The organism is Arthrobacter sp. 9V, assembly GCF_902506065.1.
In the GTDB taxonomy this organism is placed as follows: Bacteria; Actinomycetota; Actinomycetes; order Actinomycetales; family Micrococcaceae; genus Arthrobacter.
In genome coordinates, this window is record NZ_LR732912.1 from 1244883 (window position 1) to 1264726 (window position 19844).

The 19844-nt window shown below is 62.2% G+C and carries 15 protein-coding genes; 12 read left to right on the forward strand and 3 right to left on the reverse strand.

Annotation, left to right across the window (positions count from 1 at the left end; translation table 11 throughout):
- The first annotated feature begins 25 nt into the window (after positions 1-25).
- From glgX to BACI9J_RS05905, 5 genes are all read left to right on the forward strand, one after another.
- Positions 26-2323, forward strand: coding sequence for a glycogen debranching protein GlgX (gene glgX, locus BACI9J_RS05885; RefSeq protein ID WP_159733565.1), 2298 nt, complete (start codon positions 26-28; stop codon positions 2321-2323).
- Positions 2320-4632, forward strand: coding sequence for a malto-oligosyltrehalose synthase (treY, locus tag BACI9J_RS05890; protein WP_159733566.1), 2313 nt, complete (start codon positions 2320-2322; stop codon positions 4630-4632). The genes glgX and treY overlap by 4 nt, the downstream gene beginning before the upstream one ends.
- Positions 4633-4722: 90 nt before the next feature.
- Complete coding sequence (gene treZ / locus BACI9J_RS05895; RefSeq protein WP_159733567.1) at positions 4723-6495, forward strand: malto-oligosyltrehalose trehalohydrolase; 1773 nt, start codon at positions 4723-4725, stop codon at positions 6493-6495.
- A gap of 335 nt (positions 6496-6830) precedes the next feature.
- Complete coding sequence (mgrA, locus tag BACI9J_RS05900) at positions 6831-7868, forward strand: L-glyceraldehyde 3-phosphate reductase (protein WP_159733568.1); 1038 nt, start codon at positions 6831-6833, stop codon at positions 7866-7868.
- Positions 7869-8038: 170 nt separating this feature from the next.
- Complete coding sequence (locus tag BACI9J_RS05905) at positions 8039-9124, forward strand: inositol-3-phosphate synthase (RefSeq protein WP_159733569.1); 1086 nt, start codon at positions 8039-8041, stop codon at positions 9122-9124.
- A gap of 290 nt (positions 9125-9414) precedes the next feature.
- Here the strand turns inward: BACI9J_RS05905 and BACI9J_RS05910 are convergent, their stop codons facing one another.
- Both BACI9J_RS05910 and mshA read right to left on the reverse strand, forming a co-directional pair.
- Positions 9415-11103 carry a formate--tetrahydrofolate ligase gene (locus BACI9J_RS05910; protein ID WP_159733570.1) on the reverse strand — a complete coding sequence of 563 codons (1689 nt, stop codon included), beginning with the start codon at positions 11101-11103 and terminating at the stop codon, positions 9415-9417.
- Positions 11104-11201: 98 nt separating this feature from the next.
- A complete protein-coding gene (gene mshA, locus BACI9J_RS05915) occupies positions 11202-12446 on the reverse strand; it encodes a D-inositol-3-phosphate glycosyltransferase (protein WP_159733571.1) in 1245 nt (414 codons plus the stop codon).
- A 110-nt stretch (positions 12447-12556) separates the two neighbouring features.
- Here mshA and BACI9J_RS05920 point away from each other — a divergent pair, with 110 nt between their 5' ends.
- On the forward strand, positions 12557-13075 hold the full coding sequence (locus tag BACI9J_RS05920; RefSeq protein ID WP_159733572.1) for a GNAT family N-acetyltransferase: 519 nt from the start codon (positions 12557-12559) through the stop codon (positions 13073-13075).
- Here BACI9J_RS05920 and BACI9J_RS05925 read toward each other — a convergent pair.
- Positions 13072-14445, reverse strand: coding sequence for a 6-phospho-beta-glucosidase (locus tag BACI9J_RS05925; RefSeq protein WP_159733573.1), 1374 nt, complete (start codon positions 14443-14445; stop codon positions 13072-13074). The genes BACI9J_RS05920 and BACI9J_RS05925 overlap by 4 nt on opposite strands.
- Positions 14446-14509: 64 nt before the next feature.
- Here BACI9J_RS05925 and BACI9J_RS05930 point away from each other — a divergent pair, with 64 nt between their 5' ends.
- Genes BACI9J_RS05930 through tsaD form a run of 6 tightly spaced genes read left to right on the forward strand, consistent with a single transcriptional unit; the run spans position 14510 to position 19834 of the window.
- On the forward strand, positions 14510-15604 hold the full coding sequence (locus BACI9J_RS05930) for a carbohydrate kinase family protein (RefSeq protein ID WP_442858634.1): 1095 nt from the start codon (positions 14510-14512) through the stop codon (positions 15602-15604).
- Between the two features lie 56 nt (positions 15605-15660).
- Positions 15661-16929: an alanine racemase gene (gene alr / locus BACI9J_RS05935; protein ID WP_159733575.1), complete on the forward strand. Its 1269-nt coding sequence runs from the start codon at positions 15661-15663 to the stop codon at positions 16927-16929.
- Complete coding sequence (gene tsaE / locus BACI9J_RS05940; protein ID WP_159733576.1) at positions 16926-17504, forward strand: tRNA (adenosine(37)-N6)-threonylcarbamoyltransferase complex ATPase subunit type 1 TsaE; 579 nt, start codon at positions 16926-16928, stop codon at positions 17502-17504. The genes alr and tsaE overlap by 4 nt, the downstream gene beginning before the upstream one ends.
- Complete coding sequence (tsaB, locus tag BACI9J_RS05945; protein WP_159733577.1) at positions 17504-18175, forward strand: tRNA (adenosine(37)-N6)-threonylcarbamoyltransferase complex dimerization subunit type 1 TsaB; 672 nt, start codon at positions 17504-17506, stop codon at positions 18173-18175. Before tsaE ends, tsaB begins: the two co-directional genes overlap by 1 nt.
- 13 nt (positions 18176-18188) lie before the next feature.
- Positions 18189-18692, forward strand: a complete 504-nt coding sequence (rimI, locus tag BACI9J_RS05950) for a ribosomal protein S18-alanine N-acetyltransferase (protein ID WP_159733578.1) — start codon at positions 18189-18191, stop codon at positions 18690-18692.
- Complete coding sequence (gene tsaD, locus BACI9J_RS05955; protein ID WP_159733579.1) at positions 18689-19834, forward strand: tRNA (adenosine(37)-N6)-threonylcarbamoyltransferase complex transferase subunit TsaD; 1146 nt, start codon at positions 18689-18691, stop codon at positions 19832-19834. Before rimI ends, tsaD begins: the two co-directional genes overlap by 4 nt.
- Positions 19835-19844 lie beyond the last annotated feature (10 nt).

Below are 19844 nucleotides of genomic sequence, written 5' to 3' on the forward strand. Positions count from 1 at the left end.
GTTCGCATCATCAAGAGGAGAACGCATGGAAGTCTGGCCTGGATCGGCTTATCCGCTGGGTGCCACCTTTGACGGCACCGGCACCAACTTCGCGCTGTTTAGCGAGAAGGCCGAAAAAGTGGAATTGTGTCTCTTCGACGACGACGGCGGGGAAGTCCGCGTAGAGGTTACCGAAGTTGACGGTTATGTTTGGCACTGCTATTTGCCGCAGGTACAGCCTGGGCAGAAGTACGGATACAGGGTGCACGGCCCCTATGACCCCGATGCCGGTCAACGCTTCAACCCCAACAAGCTGCTGCTGGACCCTTACGCCAAGGCCATCCACCGGCAGATCGACTGGGACCCGTCCTTGTTCTCTTACAACATGGGTGACCCGGATTCCCGGAATGACGAGGACTCGGCACCGCACATGATGCTGGGCGTGGTCATCAATCCGTTCTTTGACTGGGACGGCGACAAACTCCTGAGGATTCCGTACCACAAGTCGGTCATTTACGAAGCCCACGTCAAGGGCCTCACGCAAATGCACCCCGAGGTTCCCGAGGAACAGCGCGGCACCTATGCCGGTGTCGCCCACCCTGCAGTTATTTCGCATCTGCAGAAGCTGGGCATCACCGCGATCGAGCTCATGCCGGTGCACCAGTTCGTCAACGACGGCATCCTGCAGGACAAGGGCCTGAACAACTACTGGGGCTACAACACCATCGGGTTCTTTGCACCCCACAACAGCTACAGCTCCAAGGGCGATACCGGACAGCAGGTCCAGGACTTCAAAGCCATGGTGCGGGCGCTGCACACGGCCGGCATCGAAGTCATCCTGGACGTCGTGTACAACCACACCGCCGAGGGAAACCACCTCGGACCCACGCTGTCATTCAAGGGCATCGACAACTCCGCGTACTACCGCTTGGTGGAAGATGACCAGAAGTACTACATGGACTACACCGGCACGGGCAACTCGCTGAACGTCCGCAGCCCACACTCCCTCCAACTGCTCATGGACTCCCTGCGCTACTGGGTTACCGAGATGCACGTTGACGGATTCCGGTTCGACCTCGCCTCCACGCTGGCACGCGAGTTCTATGACGTAGACAAACTGTCCACGTTCTTCGAACTGATCCAGCAGGACCCGGTAGTCTCCCAGGTGAAGCTCATCGCGGAGCCGTGGGACGTTGGACCCGGCGGCTACCAGGTGGGCAACTTCCCGCCGCAGTGGACGGAATGGAACGGCCAATACCGCGATACCGTGCGTGACTTCTGGCGCGGTGAACCCTCCACCCTTGGCGAGTTCGCTTCCCGCCTGACAGGCTCGGCGGATCTCTATGAACACTCGGGGCGCCGTCCTGTGGCGTCCATCAACTTCGTCACCGCGCACGACGGTTTCACTCTGGCCGACCTTGTGTCATACAACGAGAAACACAACGAGGCCAACGGCGAAGACAACAACGACGGCGAATCCCACAACCGTTCCTGGAACTGCGGTGCCGAGGGGCCCACGGACGATCCCACCGTTCTTGGCCTGCGGGCACGTCAGCAGCGCAACTTCATTGCCTCGCTGTTCCTGTCCCAGGGCGTTCCCATGCTTCTGCACGGCGACGAACTTGGCAGGACACAGAACGGCAACAACAACGGCTACTGCCAGGACTCCGAACTCACCTGGATCAACTGGGACAACGTGGACCAGCCCCTGATCGAGTTCACCGCAGCGGTCAGCGCACTCCGGGCCAAACACCCCAGCCTGCGTCGCAGCCGTTTCTTCGATGGCCGTCCTGTGCTTCGCGGTGAAGGCGAGCGGCTCCCGGACATCGTATGGCTCGATGCCGACGCCAGCACCATGTCTCCGTCCGATTGGGACGAAGCTCTGGGACGCTCCGTGGGCGTGTTCCTCAATGGTGACGGCATCCATGGCCAGGATACCCAGGGCCGTCGCATCACCGACGTCAACTTCCTGCTGTACTTCAACGCCGACCAAGAGGAGGTGGGCTTCCGGATTCCTTCCGACGAGTACGCGCCGGCCTGGGATGTCATGATCGATACCGCTGGAGAAGGTGCTGAAGCGGGCGTCATCAAGCCGGACCAGATCCTGATGGTAGGCGGAAAGTCACTGGTGGTACTCCGAGCCCACAGCACTCCGGAAATTGAACCCGATCACTCGGTGGCAGCTTCCCTTGCTGCGTTGACGCAGACCAGCACTCCGGAAACTGCATCCATCACGGCCCCTGCTGTGACCTCCTTGCCCTTCGATTACAAGGGTTCCGAGGCTGAGGCTTCTGAGTCCGAAGCGGACGATGATGAAGGTGAAACGGAGGAGACGGAAGCATGAGGACGCCTGTTTCAACCTACCGGCTCCAGATTCGCCCAAGTTTCACCTTGCAGGACGCAGCTGAGCTCACAGGATATTTGCGTTCTTTGGGAATCGACTGGGTTTACGTCTCACCGATCCTGACTGCCGAGAAGGGCTCGGATCACGGCTATGACGTGACTGATCCCTCCAGTGTTGATCCCTCCCGGGGAGGCCCCGAAGGCCTTGCCGCGCTGTCCAAGGCAGCAAAGGACAAGGGGTTGGGCCTGCTTGCTGACATTGTGCCCAATCACATGGGCGTTGCGTCGCCAAAGCAAAACGCCTGGTGGTGGCAGCTGCTCAAGGAAGGCCGCGGTTCAAAATATGCCGAGGCATTCGACGTCGACTGGGATTTCGGCGGAGGGAAGATCCGCATCCCCGTCCTGGGGAGCGATGACGACCTGGACGAACTGAAAATCGTGGACGACGAACTGCGGTACTACGACCACAGTTTTCCGCTCGCCGACGGGACCTATGCCTCCGGGGACAACCCGCGCGAGGTCCATGCACGGCAGCACTATGAGTTGGTGGGCTGGCGCAGGGCCGACGCCGATCTGAACTACCGCCGGTTCTTCGCCGTGAACACCCTGGCCGGTGTGCGCGTTGAGGTTCCGTGGGTTTTTGATGAGTCCCATGCAGAGATCGTCCGTTGGTTCCGTGATGGCCTGGTGGACGGGCTAAGAATCGACCACCCGGATGGGCTTGCAGATCCCGAGGGCTACCTCGCACGGCTTCGCGAGGCGACCGGAGGGGCGTACCTTCTTGTCGAGAAAATTCTGGAACCGGGGGAGCAGCTGCCGGACAGCTTCGAGTGCGAAGGGACCACGGGATACGACGCCTTGGCTGACGTCGACCGTCTTTTTGTGGACCCGGCTGCGGAGGAGTACCTGAACTCCCTCGACGCCCGACTCCGGAATGCAGAGGCTCCAGCGGATTACCATGCCATGATTCATGCGACCAAGCGCCGGATCGCCGATGGCATCCTGCGCTCGGAAGTCCTGCGGCTGGCCCGTCTTGTGCCTGAATCGCTGGAACTGCCGTTCGCCAAGGTAGCCGATGCCCTGGCGGAAGTCATCTGCTGTTTCCCCATCTACCGGACGTATCTGCCCTATGGCGGGAAGACGCTGATCGAGTCCGTTGAGAGCGCCGCCAAGCAGCGCCCTGACCTGGCAACTGTCCTCAGCCACCTTCAGCCGCTCCTGCTGGATGAGTCGAGTCTGCTGGCTCAGCGTTTCCAGCAGACTTCCGGCATGGTCATGGCCAAGGGCGTGGAGGACACCGCATTCTTCCGTTACACCCGGCTTGGGTCACTGACGGAAGTCGGCGCGGATCCCACGGAATTCTCCCTTCCCGGCAATGTCTTCCACGAGCGCATGGCCCGGCGTCAGGAGCTTCTGCCGCTGTCCATGACAACGCTGAGCACCCATGACACCAAGCGGAGCGAGGATGCCAGGGCGAGGATCTCCATCATTTCGGAGGCTGTACCGGAATGGGAGCTTTTCCTGGGCATCGTCCATGAACTCGCACCCATCCCGGATGGACCCCTCTCCGCATTGGTGTGGCAGTCGATCGCAGGCGCGTGGCCGGCAGATCGCCAGCGGCTACAGTCCTATGCGTTGAAAGCGGCACGTGAAGCCGGGAACTCCACCAACTGGACCGATCCCAACCAGGAGTTCGAGCGCCAGCTGGCAGCCGCCGTCGACGCCGTTTTTGATGTTCCGGAAGTAGCGGCCGCCCTGACGAACTTCGTCAACGAGCTCGAACCCTACGGAACGTCCAACTCGCTCTCTGCCAAGCTCATCCAGCTGACCATGCCCGGCGTCCCGGACGTTTACCAAGGGACGGAATTCAGGGACGGTTCACTGACCGACCCGGACAACCGGCGCCCGGTGGATTTCAAGGCTCGCATGGCCGCCCTGGAAGAGTTGGACGCTGGTGCCAAGCCTGCGTTCACGGATGAAGCCGCCAAGTTGCTGGTGGTTTCGCGTGCACTGAGGCTGCGCCGCGACAGGCCGGAGCTGTTCGCCGGTTACCTTCCGGTGGCTGCCCACGGCGCCGCGGCGGGACACGTGGTGGCGTTCGATCGAGGAGCAGAACGTCGGGGAGCCCTCACAGTTGCCACCCGCCTGCCCAAACGCCTGGCCCGGGAGGGCGGTTGGCGGGACACGGCAATTGAGCTGACAGTGGACTGCCGGGACGAACTCACCGGTGCCAGCTACAGGGCCGGTAGCGTCCCTTTGGCCACCTTGCTGGAGCACTACCCGGTGGCCTTGCTGGTTCCCACGGACTGATTGCCTGACGGTGCGATCACCGCATCGCGTTGATCGCACCGTCAACACCGTCATTGCAAAGCACGCTTGAAACACGTACAGGGGAGCATGATGCTGGAGCACGCTGCTGGAAAAAATCTTTACGATCTCTGGGCGCCGAACGCCGATTCAGTACGGTTGCTCGCCGACGGCCGCGAGTACGCCATGGAGAGACTTCACGACGGCGCCGCTGCCGGATGGTGGCGGGCGCCGGCTGGCGTGGCCGCCCAGGAAGGCGACGGGACGCGGTACGGCTACATCCTGGACGGGGAAGGCCCGTTTCCCGATCCGCGCTCGCGGAGGCAGCCGGACGGTGTTCACGAACTGTCCGCCACCTTCGATCCCTCCGCCCATGAGTGGAAAGACAGCGAATGGAAGGGGCGGAGCCTCAAGGGTTCGGTCATCTACGAACTGCACTTGGGCACCTTCACCCCCGAGGGCACGTTGGATGCCGCTGCCGCAAAACTGGACTACTTGGTGGAGCTTGGCGTCGATTTCATAGAGTTGCTCCCGGTCAACGGGTTCAACGGTGTCCACAACTGGGGATACGACGGCGTCCTTTGGTACGCCGTGCACGAGCCGTACGGTGGCCCGGCAGCGTATCAGCGCTTTGTGGATGCGGCGCATGCTGCGGGCTTGGGCGTCATCCAGGACGTTGTCTATAACCACCTCGGCCCAAGCGGCAACTACCTGCCGAAGTTCGGCCCGTACCTGAAATCAGGGGAGGGCAACACCTGGGGTGATTCTGTAAACCTTGATGGTGCAGGTTCGGACGACGTCCGCCGCTACATCCTGGAGAATGCGGCGATGTGGCTCCGGGATTACCACGTAGACGGACTCCGTCTCGATGCCGTGCATGCCTTGCGCGATGAGCGTGCCGTTCACATCCTCGAGGAGTTCGGGGCATTGGGAGACGAGGTGGAGGCAGCAACGGGGATCCCCAGGACGCTGATTGCGGAATCGGATCTGAACAACCCGCGGCTCATTTACCCACGCCAAGACAACGGCTACGGGCTGGAAGGCCAATGGAGCGACGATTTTCACCACGCCGTGCACGTCAACCTCAGCGGGGAGACCACCGGGTACTACGCGGACTTCGACTCGCTCGCAGTCCTGGCCAAGGTCCTGGAACACGGCTTCCTCCACGATGGCAGCTACTCCAGTTTCCGGGGGAGGCACCACGGCCGGCCTATCCGGCACGATCTTGCACACCCCTCCGCGCTTGTTGTCTGCCTGCAGAACCATGACCAAATCGGAAACCGGGCAACCGGCGACCGCCTCACGGCCTCGTTGTCCTACGGAAAGCTGGCCATCGGCGCAGTGCTGACCATGACGTCCCCCTTCACGCCCATGCTGTTCATGGGTGAGGAGTTTGCTGCCTCCACCCCGTGGCAGTTCTTCACCTCCCACCCGGAACCTGAGCTTGGTAAAGCCACAGCCGAAGGGCGCATCAAGGAGTTCGAACGCATGGGATGGGACCCGGCGGTTGTTCCCGATCCACAGGACCCGGAGACCTTCCAACGCTCCAAACTCAAGTGGGACGAAGCGGCCGAGGGGGAACACGCCCGCTTGCTGCAGCTCTACAAGGATTTGGCACAACTGCGCCGTAACATCCCGGAGCTGGTGGACGGCGGCTTCGGCGCGACGTCCGTTGAGTTCGACGACGACGAACATTGGCTGCAGTTTTCCCGCGGAACAGTGCGCGTAGTCTGCAACTTTGGGGATGAAGCACTCGGGACGCCCCTGGACGGCTCCGTGTTGCTCGCTACCGACGACGAAGCAGTACTGGAAGACGGCACTTTGACGCTTCCCGGCGGTAGCGCCGCCGTCGTACGCGTCCTCTAAGCCGCACAAAGCGAGGTGACGGCGCCCACATAGGGCGGTTTCTAGTGGTCGTTGCAACACTGCTGGTGTTATGTGGTCATTAGTAGATCACGCAGACGCTCGGCTGGGGTATCCCAGTCGAGCGTTTTGCGTGGGCGGCCGTTGAGTTCCTGGGCGACGTAGCCTCCCTCTGCTCAGGGGTAGATCTCGCAAACTTCCGGGACTCCGAGGAAACATCGCTTAAATGCGGCACGGTCGTTGCAACTCCCAAAAATCTAGGGTGTTGCAACGACCGCTAGAACCCAAGTAGCGGACGGCGCCGTCACCTCTCTTTCGGCAGTGGCAGGATGGTACGTATGACTTATTCGGCTGCGGAAAACCGCTACGAAACCATGCCCTATCGCCGCGTCGGACGCAGCGGGCTGAAGCTCCCCGCGATCTCGCTGGGCCTCTGGCACAACTTCGGCGATGACAAACGGTTCGACGAACAGCGCGCCATCCTGCGCCGCGCGTTCGATCTGGGTGTCAACCACTTCGACCTCGCCAACAACTACGGGCCGCCGGATGGCTCGGCGGAGACCAACTTCGGGCGTCACCTGAAGGACGACTTCAAGCCGTACCGTGACGAACTGGTCATCTCCACCAAAGCGGGCTACTACATGTGGCCCGGCCCCTACGGGGAGTGGGGGTCCCGCAAATACCTGATCTCCAGCCTGGACCAGTCACTGGAGCGGATGGGCTTGGACTACGTGGACATCTTCTACAGCCACCGTCCCGATCCTGAGACGCCACTTGAAGAGACCATGGGCGCGCTGGATTACGCTGTCCGGTCCGGCAAGGCCCTTTACGCAGGAATCTCGTCCTACACACCGGAACAGACGATCGAAGCGGCCCGGATACTGAAGGAACTCGGCACACCTTTGCTGATCCATCAGCCCAGCTATTCCATGCTGAACCGGTGGACGGAGAACGGCTCCCCCAACCTGTATGAGTCCTTGGACCAAGTGGGCGCCGGTTCCATCGCGTTCTCGCCGCTGGCACAGGGCATGCTCACCAACCGGTACCTCAACGGTGTGCCGGCCGACTCCCGTGCAGCGAAGGAACGGTTCCTGTCCGAGTCTGCGCTGACGGAAGACAAGCTTGACCGCGTGCGAGGGCTGAACGCGATCGCCGAGGGGCGTGGACAGACACTGGCCCAGATGGCCATCGCGTGGATCCTCCGGGATCAGCCCAAGGGCTCGCCTGTGACTTCTGCCCTTGTTGGTGCTTCCAGCGTGGCCCAGCTTGAGGACACTCTCAGCGCCATCAACAACCTGAAGTTCACCGCAGATGAGCTGACGGCCATTGATGAGTTCGCCGTGGAGTCGGACATCAATCTGTGGGCACAGAAGTAACCTCCTGGAACTGACATAAAACAGCGGAAGCCGGTAGGGAACAAAACCGGCTTCCGCTGTGTTGGCTACAATGCAAGTGTGCGCCGAATGGCGCCGTGCCAATCAGACGTGCCCTGGTCTCTGTCAGGGAAGCGCCTGGCACCTGAGGTTATTTCTCAAAAAGGAGTTCCGTGTCTTCACATCCGATTCGTGTTGCCATTGTCGGCGTAGGTAACTGCGCCGCATCGCTGGTCCAAGGTGTTCAGTACTATCGCGACGCTGACCCCAAGGCCACGATCCCGGGTCTGATGCACGTCGAGTTCGGCAAGTACCACGTCAACGACGTTCAGTTCGTTGCTGCTTTCGATGTCGACAGCAAAAAGGTTGGACTTGACCTCGCAGACGCCATCGGTGCCAGCGAAAACAACACCATCAAGATCGCCGACGTTCCCGCAACAGGCGTGACCGTCCAGCGCGGCCACACCCTCGACGGCCTCGGCAAGTACTACCGCGAAACCATCGTCGAGGCTCCGGACGAAGCTGTTGACATTGTCGCTGCGCTCCGTGAAGCCAAGGCCGACGTCATGGTCTGCTACCTGCCGGTCGGTTCGGACCAGGCCGCCAAGTTCTACGCCCAGTGCGCCATCGACGCCGGCGTAGCTTTCGTCAACGCCCTGCCCGTCTTCATCGCCGGCACCAAGGAGTGGGCAGACAAGTTCACCGAAGCCGGCGTCCCGATTGTGGGCGACGACATTAAGAGCCAGATCGGTGCCACCATCACGCACCGCGTCATGGCCAAGCTGTTCGAAGACCGCGGTGTCACCTTGGACCGCACGTACCAGCTGAACGTCGGCGGCAACATGGACTTCAAGAACATGCTGGAGCGCGACCGCCTCGAGTCCAAGAAGATCTCCAAGACCCAGGCTGTCACGTCCAACGTCGAGGCCGAGCTTCACGCTGACGACGTCCACATCGGTCCGTCTGACTACGTTGCCTGGCTCGATGACCGCAAGTGGGCCTTCGTCCGCCTGGAGGGCCGTAACTTCGGTGACGCTCCCGTTTCCCTCGAATACAAGCTCGAAGTGTGGGACTCACCGAACTCTGCCGGCGTGATCATCGACGCCATCCGCGCCGCGAAGATTGGCCTGGACCGCGGCATCGGCGGCCCGCTGCTCTCCGCGTCCAGCTACTTCATGAAGTCGCCGCCGGAGCAGTTCAACGACGACCTCGCACGCGACAAGGTTGAAGCCTTCATCCGCGGCGACATCGAACGCTAAACACCGGTTACGCCAATCGCAAAAACGCCCCCGCACTCCGGGGGCGTTTTTGCGTCTCCCCGACTCTCTTTCACATCCCTCGGGTTTGGGCCCGACGCTCTTTCACTTCCCTCGGGTTTGGGCCCGACGCGCTATCACTTCCCTCGGGTTTGGGCCCGACGCTCTATCATTTCCCTCGGGTTTGGGCCCGACGCGCTATCACTTCCCTCGGGTTTGGGCCCAACGCTCTATCACTTCCCTTAAGAAAGTGAGAGATGGTTGGCCGGAAGGGCTTGGGATGTGAGAGATGGTCAGAAGAGGCCGGTGGGGTTGCCGTCGGAATCTATGTCCATGCGCATGGCGGCCGGTTCTTTGGGGAGTCCGGGCATGGTCATCACGGCGCCGGTCAAAGCAACAATGAAACCGGCCCCGGTCTTGGGGATCAGCTCGCGCACATGTACCCGGAATCCTTTGGGTGCCCCCAGCTTGGAGGCATCGTCAGTGAAGGAATACTGGGTCTTGGCCATGCAGACGGGGAGCCCTGCCCAGCCGTTCTTTTCGATCTCGGCAAGGCGCTTGAGTGCCGGCACGGAAAATTCCACGCCGTCGGCCCCATAGATCTCCTGCACAATGGTCTGGATTTTGTCCTCCACACTAAGTTCCAGCGGGTACAGGTGGTGGAAGTCGGCGGGCGCTTCCAAGGCAGCAGCCACCTTGGTGGCGAGCTCGTCGCCGCCGTCGCCTCCGCCTCCGCGCCCCCAGACATCGGCAACTGCCGCCTGTACGCCTTCTGCCGCGCACCAGGCCAGTAGCCACTGAAGTTCCTCAGGACTGTCGGTAGCGAATTTGTTGATGGACACCACGGGGGAGATGCCGAACTTCGCCACGTTGCCCACATGCCTCTTCAGGTTTTCGACGCCGGCGGCCATGGCCTCGACGTTCGGCTCGCTGAGGTTCTCTTTGGCAACTCCGCCCTGCATCTTGAGCGCGCGGATGGTTGCCACCACTACGACGGCGGATGGCGCTACGTTGGCGATGCGCGCCTTGATGTCCATGTACTTCTCAGCGCCAAGGTCCGCGCCGAAGCCGGCCTCGGTAACAACGATGTCGGCAAGTTGCATGGCGGTGCGTGTGGCGATCAACGAATTGCACCCGTGCGCGATGTTGGCGAAAGGACCGCCGTGGACCAGTGCGGGGGTCCCTGCGATGGTCTGGACCAGGTTGGGTTTGATGGCGTCCTTCAAGAGCATGGTGAGCGCGCCCTCCACGCCGAGGTCCGATACCGTGACGGGCGTGCGATCGAAGGTGTATCCGAAGGTAATGCGTCCCAGCCGGTCCCGAAGATCGTCAAGATCCGAGGCGAGGCAGAAGACCGCCATGATCTCCGAGGCTACAGTGATGTCGAAGCCATCTTGCCGGGGCACTCCCTGCATAGGGCCGCCGAGTCCTATGATGACTTCCCGCAGTGAGCGGTCGTTCATGTCCAGTACACGCTTGAACGTCATGCGGCGTGGATCTATGCCGAGTTGGTTGCCCTGAAATATGTGGTTGTCCACCAGAGCCATGAGGGCGTTGTTCGCCGACGTGATGGCGTGGAAGTCGCCGGTGAAGTGCAGGTTTATGTCCTCCATGGGCAGCACTTGGGAGTAACCGCCGCCTGTGGCTCCGCCCTTCATACCCAGAATTGGACCCAGGGAGGGCTCGCGCAGGGCGATCATCACCTTGTGGCCGGCGCGGGCAAGGGAGTCCGCGAGTCCCACAGTGGTTGTTGATTTACCTTCCCCGGCAGGAGTGGGTGACATGGCAGAGACGAGCACTACGTTGCCTGGAGCCTTGTCCTGAGGCAGTACGAGTTTGCCCGTATTGATTTTGGCCTTGTAAGGCCCGTAGAGCTCCAAGGCCTCCACGGTGATACCGGCGCGTTCGGCGATTGCTTCGATGGGAAGCATGGTGGCGTGCTGGGCAATTTCAAGATCACTTAGGACCTTGTTTTCAGACATCTTTGTCCTTCGGCTCTGCCCGCAGCGGGGATGCTGCTGCTGGGTTCTTACGCTGTGCGGCACAATCTATCAGTCCGGGAGCGTATACAAGCGAAGACTCAGCGCCCGGGGACCAACAGGCCGCCTACAGCCTCACGGTAGCTTTCCAAGGTGATGGCCGCGGTCCTTTGCCAGCCGAAGGACTCGGCATGGGTGGCGGCGAGCCTGCCCATGTCCTCGCGCGTTTGGACGTCGTCGTAAAGATCCTCCAGGGCATCTGCCCAGTCGGAGGGATCATGTCCGTCCACCAGCATGCCGGTTCGCCCGTCCGAGATAGCGCGGGAGAGACCACCAACGTTGGTGGCCACCACGGGGGTACCGCACGCCTGTGCTTCCAAAGCCACCAGGCCGAAGGACTCGCTGAAGGAGGGCATTACCACCACGTCTGCGGAACGGAACCAGCTTGCCAGCTCCGGTGCCACAACAGGCGGCCTGTGAGTGACGACGTCGGCCAGCCCGGCGTCCTCAATGATGTGTTGGAGGTTGAAGTCTTTTGCCCCGCTGAGGGATCCCAGGATGGTCATCTCCAAATCAATGTCCGGCCGGCGTTTGCGTAGGATTCCGGCGGCCTTAACGAACACCTGGGGCCCTTTGAGCCGCTGGATCCTGCCGGCAAAGAGAATGTGGAAGCTGTCCGGCCTGACGCCCCGCAAGGCACGGGACTTCCGCCGGAACGATGGCGTGAACACTTTGAGGTCCACTCCGGGCGGTGCGACGTCGATCCTGTCCAGGTCCGCTCCATAGTGGGAAACCAGCTCCTCCGCTTCGGCAGGAGTATTGGCAATCAGTCTGGAGGCACCGTCCACAATCCGTTGTTCGCCGTCTTCCCGGCGGCGCGGCTCGGGCCGTTCACCGGATTCCAACACGAGGTTTTTGACCTTGGCCATGGTGTGCATGGTGTGGATCAGCGGGACCCCCCAGAGTTCTGACAACTCGAGCCCGGCCACCCCGGAAACCCAGTAATGCGAGTGGATGGCGTCATAGCGGCCGTGGAGCTGTTGGTGGCGGATTTTGTCGATTTCCTCCACCATGTGGTGCAGAAGCGCCGGCAACTCTTCTTTGGGTAGTTTGCGGCGTGGCCCTGCCATGACGTTATGGACGCAGACGCCGGGGCCCGGATGTTCGACTGCGGGTTGACCGGCTTTGGTGGATCGCGTGAAGATCTCCACCTCAACGCCATTTTCAGCAAGTGCCATGGCCAGGGCGCGGACATAGACGTTCATTCCGCCGGCGTCTCCTGCGCCCGGCTGCTCCATGGGGGAGGTGTGTAACGACAGGAACGCCACACGACGGATCAACGGCACCCGGTCCTCCTCAAGATCACAGCAAAGTCATTTTTGCCCTGCAGAAAACACTACTCCTGCCGTTGGGTAACGGGCCGGGCGAACTCCGCTATGTGGACAAGGCTGCTAGCGTGGCCGCTGTGAGCGAAGAACAATCCTTTGACATCCGTAAGGCAACACCGCAGGACTGGCCCGGTATGTGGTCGATTCTTGAGCCCGTGATCCGAGAGGGCGAGACCTTCACCTGGGACCGCGACACCAGCGAAGAAACAGCCAGGACGAAGTGGATCAAAGAAGCTCCCGGCCAAACTTTCGTAGCGGTGGCCCGCGATACTGGCGGGATCCTGGGAACGGGGGAGTTTCACGCCAACCAAGCCGGTGGCGGAAGCCATGTTGCCAACGCCGGTTACATGGTGGGGGCCAACCACTCGGGCCAGGGCATTGCACGGGCCCTCTGCGCCTACTCCTTGAGCGAAGCCAAGGCAGCAGGCTTCCGTGCAATGCAATACAACGCCGTGGTGGAGAGCAACGTGCGCGCCGTGTGGTTGTGGCAGTCCATGGGTTTCACCATTCTGGCCACGGTACCGGAAGCTTTCAACCACCCGGAGATCGGCTACGTGGGCCTTCACGTGATGTACAGAAAGCTTTAGGACCACAGTTGGGTTAATTCGGGGAAAGCGGCCTCATACCCTGCCAGTAGTTGCCTGCCCAGGGGGAGTGAACCCACCAACGGATGCGCGGCGAACGCTCGGACAGCGGCTTCGCGCTCGCCGGAAACCACAGCGCGGATAGTCAGTCGCTCCACCTCCTTGACGTGCTGCATCAGAGTCAGGAACCGACCCTCCGGCCGTTCCTGCGCGAGCGGCAACGCGCCGTCGGGCGTTACCTCACAAGGAACCTCGACGACGGCGTCCCCGGGCAGGCCTGGCACCGCCGCCCCGGCAGTGGGCCCGGCAAGTGACACCGGTGAGTTGGGCACATTGAGGATCAATTGGGCGGTCCCGCCGCCGGAAAGCGCACGCATGACGGAGAGCGCAACGCGTTCGTAGCCGCCGCCTGCGAGATCGGACTCGTCCCGCTGCTCGCCATGGGTCCTGGCCTCGGCCAGGTAGCCCTCCTCACGGGAACGTCGTGCGGAATCCCAGAGCTCATAGGGGTGCGCATCCTGAAGAAGCGACGGGTACAGCGACTGTTGCTGGCCATGGATGGACGCTCCACGGGTTTGCCGTTGATGTCCGATTGCCTCGGTGGCCTGCGGGGTTTGGTAGTAGTAATAAAGATATTCGTTAGGCAGGCAACGGAGTTGAAGCAGTGTGTGTTGCCCGAACAAGCGGCCTTCCTCAATGGTCTCAAGAGCAGCGTGATCGGACAGGAGGGCCGGTAGTAGATCCCGCCCCTCAGGGGCCAAGCGGTAAAGCCAGCCCAGGTGGTTCAGCCCGTAGTAGCCCACGCCGTCGAGCCTTCCTTCTTTAAGGGGCGCCCCGGCAGCGCGGGCAGCACGCTGGACCAAGCCCCCCGCAGAATCGCAGATGCCGATCACCCGGCGCCCCATTACCGGGACCAGAGCCTCGGTAACCATGCCAGCAGGATTGGTGAAGTTGATGAGCCACGCCTCAGGACAATGGCGACGCATGGCCTCGGCGAGGTCCAGCATCCGGGGAATGGAGCGCAGTGCATACGAGATGCCTCCGGCGCCGGTGGTCTCCTGGCCGAGCAACCCCAGCTCCAAGGGAATCTGTTCGTCCGCGATCCTCCCCGCAGTACCACCGGGGCGGATCGCCGCGAACACCATGTCTGTCCCCGTGAGCGCCTGCCCAAGGTCCGTAGAAACCACGACGACGGGCGCAGGCCCGTGGGCGGTTGGCATATCCCGGAGCACTGCCTCAATGGCGGCGAGCCGTAATTCATCCACGTCGAAGAGCACAAGCTCGTCCACCAAACCCGCGAATGGGCCCTCGCACAAAGCCCTGTACACGAGGGGAACCCGGAATCCGCCGCCACCGGCGATCATGAGCCGCATGGTCCGAGTCTATGCAGGCCCGCAACACTATGCAGCCCAGTACGTGCAGCGTAGTCTGCCGTGCATGGACGCAATGCCCCAGCGACGATTCGACCCCCTGGCTGCTTTGCGGTCGGACGGGGACCAACGGTGTGACCTCCTCCTCACAGGAACGGTTTTCCAGGACATCATCTTCACCGGACTCCCGCACGCACCCGAGCCCGGCACGGAAGTGTGGAGCGAAGGCATGGGCAGCTGCCCCGGCGGCGTAGCCAACCAAGCCATTGCGGCAGCGAGGCTCGGCTTGCGAACCAACCTCGCGGCAACGTTCGGGGACGACGGCTACGGGGATTACAACTGGCAGATCCTGGAAAGCCAGGAGCATGTTGACCTCTCCCTCTCACAGAGAGTTCCCGGCTGGCACTCACCGGTGACTGTATCCATGTGCGTGAACCAGGACCGCTCCATGGTCACCCATGGGCACCCCGCCCCGATCAGTTCCTCGGAACTGATCGGCAAGCCACCCAAGGCGCTCGCCGCCGTCGCTGGTTTAGGCGAGGAACTCGAACCGTGGATGCTCGCAGCGAAGGATTCAGGCACCAAACTCTTTGGCGTGGTGGGCTGGGACCCCACAGGGGAGTGGTCCGAGCGTCGCCTTGACCAATTGGCGAACTTCTACGCCTTCCTGCCCAACGCTCCCGAGGCGATGGCGTTCACCGGTAAAGCCGACCCGTGGGCGGCGTTGTATTCGCTGGCTGACCGTGTTCCGGTGGCCGTGGTAACCCTTGGCCCCCAAGGCGCGGTGGCAGTGGACTCTGAAACTGGGGAAGAAGAATGGGTTCCATCCCTGCCCGTAGCAGCCTCTGATCCCACAGGTGCCGGGGACTGTTTCGGAGCTGCCTTCATTGTGGGATGCCTTGCAGGGTGGAGGCTGGGGGACCGGCTCCGGTTCGCGAACCTTTGCGCTTCCCTGGCGGTCCAGGAGGTGGGAGGCTCATTGGCTGCACCGGGGTGGGGTGACATCGCCGACTGGTGGCAACGGGCCAATGCACGGAAGGAGCGTCAGTCCAGTCAATGGTTGCGGCGCTTCGCCTTCCTGGAACCGATCGTGAAGGACATCCCTGCCGAAGCCCAACGACGAGCCAGGGCCACCATCGCACACTTGTCCGATGCTCAATAGCCGGAGCAGTGCCCCGCAGTTAACCCGAGTTCACTGACAGCACTAGAATCTCTAGGGTGACTTACGAAGCAGCTGCAGATATCGGGATCGGGTCAAGGGCCTCCATAGCAAAGTCAGCGGTGCTGGAGCGCTCCGCCGTGATCGACCTCGACGCTGTGCGGCACAACGTTCGTCAGTTCGTAGGCATCGCCTCTCCGGCTGCTGTAATGGCCGTGGTGAAGGCGGATGCTTACGGACACGGCGCCGTGCAGGTTGCCCGTGCAGCCCTCGACGCCGGAGCGGCCTGGCTCGGGGTCGCGCACATTTCTGAGGCGCTCGCCTTACGCGCCGCCGGAGTGGATGCCCCGCTGCTCGCCTGGCTGCACACCCGCGAAAGCAACTTCCAAGCTGCGGTCGCTGCCGGAATCGACGTCGGCATCTCCGGCTGGGAGCTCGAAGCGGTAGTGGCAGCAGCGCGGGAACAAGAGCGGCCCGCACGCGTACATCTCAAGGTGGATACCGGGCTGGGGCGCAACGGCTGCACCATGGCCGACTGGGACCAACTCTTGGGTCAGGCCATGGAATACCAGGATCAGGGCCTCCTCAGGGTAGTGGGGATTTTCTCCCACCTCGCAGTAGCGGATGAACCGCAACGCCCGGAAACAGATGACCAACTGGCCGTGTTCCGTGAAGCGATCGCCATGGCTGAGGATGCCGGAGTGGATACCGAGGTCCGCCACATAGCCAACACGCCGGCAGCAATATCCCGCCCGGATTCCCACTTTGACCTCGTCCGTGTGGGCCTGGGCATCTACGGACTCTCCCCCTTCGAAGGGGCAACCTCAGCCGAACTTGGCCTGCGTCCGGCCATGACGGTGCGGACACTCCTGTCCAACTGCAAAAAAGTCCCCCAAGGCCAAGGCGTTTCGTACGGGCTCAATTACCGGACCAGCGAAGAAAGCACCCTGGGCCTGGTGCCGCTGGGTTATGCGGACGGCGTCCCAAGGATTGCCACTGGGGGTCCCGTGCGGGTGAACGGCATCACCTACCCGGTGGTTGGCCGGATTGCCATGGACCAGATGGTCATCGACCTGGGACCGTTGTCCCCGGAAGCGGCGGCCGGCCTCAAAGGCGCCGAGGCTCTCATGTTCGGCAACGGTGCCGACGGTGGCCCCACCGCAGATGATTGGGCAGCCGCAGCGGGAACCAACAACTATGAAATTGTGACGCGCATCAGCCCCCGGGTCCCGCGTAGCTATGTCAACGAAAAGCCCTCCAGCGCGGACACCACCGCAGACGCCAAAGCTGCCGACGCCAAAAACGCAGCCGGGACGGCAGTGCTGTGAGCGAAGCCCAATGGGAGCGCACGCTTACGGTCACGACGGCGGAGCAGACCCATGCGCTCGCAGCAGCTGTGGGCGGGGTGCTTGAGGCCGGGGATCTCCTGGTCCTGACCGGTGAGCTGGGTGCCGGCAAGACGACGTTCACCCAGGGCCTCGGCGAGGGCCTGGGGGTCCGTGCGGGCATCATTTCGCCAACGTTCGTCCTTGTGCGGATCCACCCCAATCTTCCTGATGGTCCCAGGCCCGGCGGTCCGGATCTTGTCCATGTTGACGCGTACCGGCTGGACTCGGCCGCAGAGATCGACGACATCGATCTTGAGAACACCATGGACACGGCCGTCACCGTGGTGGAGTGGGGCCGGGACCGGGTGGAGCACCTCTCGGACAGCCGCCTGGAAGTTGACCTGCACAGGTCTGTTGGTGGGGACATTGCGCCGCCCCCCGCAGACGGGGTGGTCTTGGATTTCGATATTGATGACGACGACGAACCCCGCACCATCGTTTTCCGTGGGTTCGGTCCCCGCTGGGTGGAAGCGCCGCAGGTTTTTGAAACAACATCTGAAGTGGAAGGTCATTAATGCTGCTCCTGGCCATTGATACGTCGGCGGTTGCCAGCGCTGCGTTGATTTCGGACGATGCCATGGAAAGCGTGGTGGACTCTTTCGCTACGGAGGACACCCGTAGCCACGCCGAAGTCCTTGCCCCCGGGATTGAAAAGCTTTTGGCAGGTGCGGGCGTCACGGGTGCAGACATAGACGCGATCGTCACCGGTGTGGGGCCGGGACCCTTCACCGGACTCCGCTCCGGCATTGCGACTGCCCGTACCTTGGCTTTCGTGTGGAACAAGCCCTTGTACGGGCTTATGAGCCTGGATGCCATCGCCTTGGAAGTGGCGGAGTCAACGGCTGCCGCCCCCGATTTCCTGGTGGCCACAGATGCCCGACGCAAAGAGGTCTACTGGGCCCGGTACACTTTGGCTGACGGGCGGCTTCCGGAGCTCGTGGAGGGCCCCCATGTGGGCTTCGCCTCCGAACTTCCGGACTTGCCGGTTTTCGGGGCGGGCGCAGGCTTGTACTCCGAAGTCCTCACAGCCAATGAAGACTTCGCGCAGACCCAACCGGATGCCGCCTCGCTGGGTCAGTTCGCTTTGGCCAAGCTCACCGCCGGCCAGGCCTTGTTGGACTCCACCCCGCTGTACCTGCGCGAATCGGACGCACAGGTGCCCGGGCCAAGAAAGCGCGCATTGTGATGGGAGGGACACTGTGAAACTTTCACCCAAACTGGAACTCGCCGGTGTCTCCCTGCGTGAGATGACCGAGGCCGACATCCCGGCAGTGGAGACGTTGGAGCGCCGGTTGTTCCCTGTGGATGCCTGGCCGTTGCAGATGTTCTTCGACGAGCTTGCCCAGCCCGAGACCCGGCGTTACGTGGTGGCAGAGGTCGGCGGGGAGATTGTGGCTTATGCCGGATTGATGTGCATCGAGCCGATCGCGGATGTCCAGACGATCGCCGTCGTGCCTGAATTCGAGGGTAAGGGCATTGGATCCGCTGTCCTGACCGAACTGATTGATGAAGCGCGGCGCCGCCGTGCTGCGGACGTCCTGCTGGAGGTCCGGGCGGACAACCCCCGCGCCCAGCAACTGTATTTGAGGTTCGGCTTCGAACAGATCCACGTCCGTCCCCGCTATTACCGGGACGGTACCGACGCCCTGATCATGCGGCTCGAACTGAACAAACCACAGTCCAATGAAGGAGCCACGGCGTGAGCGGGCAGTATCCGGAACAGTCAAAGCAGCCGCTGGTGCTGGGCATCGAGTCCTCCTGTGATGAGACCGGTGTGGGAATTGTGCGTGGAACCACCCTGCTGACCAACACAGTGTCCTCGTCCATGGAGGAGCATGTTCGCTTTGGCGGTGTTATCCCGGAAATCGCGTCGCGCGCGCACTTGGACGCTTTTGTGCCCACTTTGCAGGAGTCTCTGCAGGAGGCCGGTGTCACTTTGGAGGACATCGACGCCATTGCCGTGACATCCGGTCCTGGCCTGGCGGGTGCCCTTATGGTGGGTGTCTGCGCCGCCAAAGCCTTGGCCGTTGCCACGGGCAAGCCGCTGTACGCGATCAACCATCTGGTGGCGCATGTTGGCGTGGGGCTGCTGGACGGCAATCCAGGGTCCAGCCGCAAGCCCGACGCCGGTGCTGCCGCCGGCTTGGGTGCCGGCAGGCTGCCGGAGAACCTCGGAGCACTGCTGGTATCGGGCGGGCATACGGAAATCCTGCGCATCCGGAGCATCACGGACGATGTAGAGCTCTTGGGTTCAACCATTGACGACGCCGCCGGTGAAGCCTACGACAAAGTGGCCCGCATTCTTGGCCTCGGATACCCGGGCGGCCCTGCAATCGATAAGTTGGCGCGCCAGGGAAATCCCAAGTCCATCCGCTTCCCCCGGGGCCTCACTCAACCCAAATACATGGGTACTGCAGAGGAAAAAGGCCCGCACCGCTATGACTGGTCCTTCAGCGGCCTCAAGACTGCCGTGGCCCGGTGCGTGGAGCAGTTCGAAGCCCGCGGCGAGGAAGTCCCCGTGGCGGACATCGCCGCAGCGTTCCAGGAAGCCGTGGTGGACGTCATCAGTTCAAAGGCGGTCCTGGCCTGCAAGGAGCATGGCATCACGGATGTCCTGCTTGGTGGCGGCGTTGCAGCGAACTCGCGCCTCAGGGAATTGACCGGGCAGCGCTGTACCTCTGCTGGAATCACGCTGCACGTTCCACCGTTGAACCTCTGCACGGATAACGGGGCCATGGTTGCCGCGCTCGGAGCTCAGCTGATCATGGCCGGCATTGCTCCCAGCGGTGTGCGGTTCGCGCCGGACTCGTCCATGCCCGTAACTACGGTGTCAGTGCCTGCCTAGCGCAGCACCA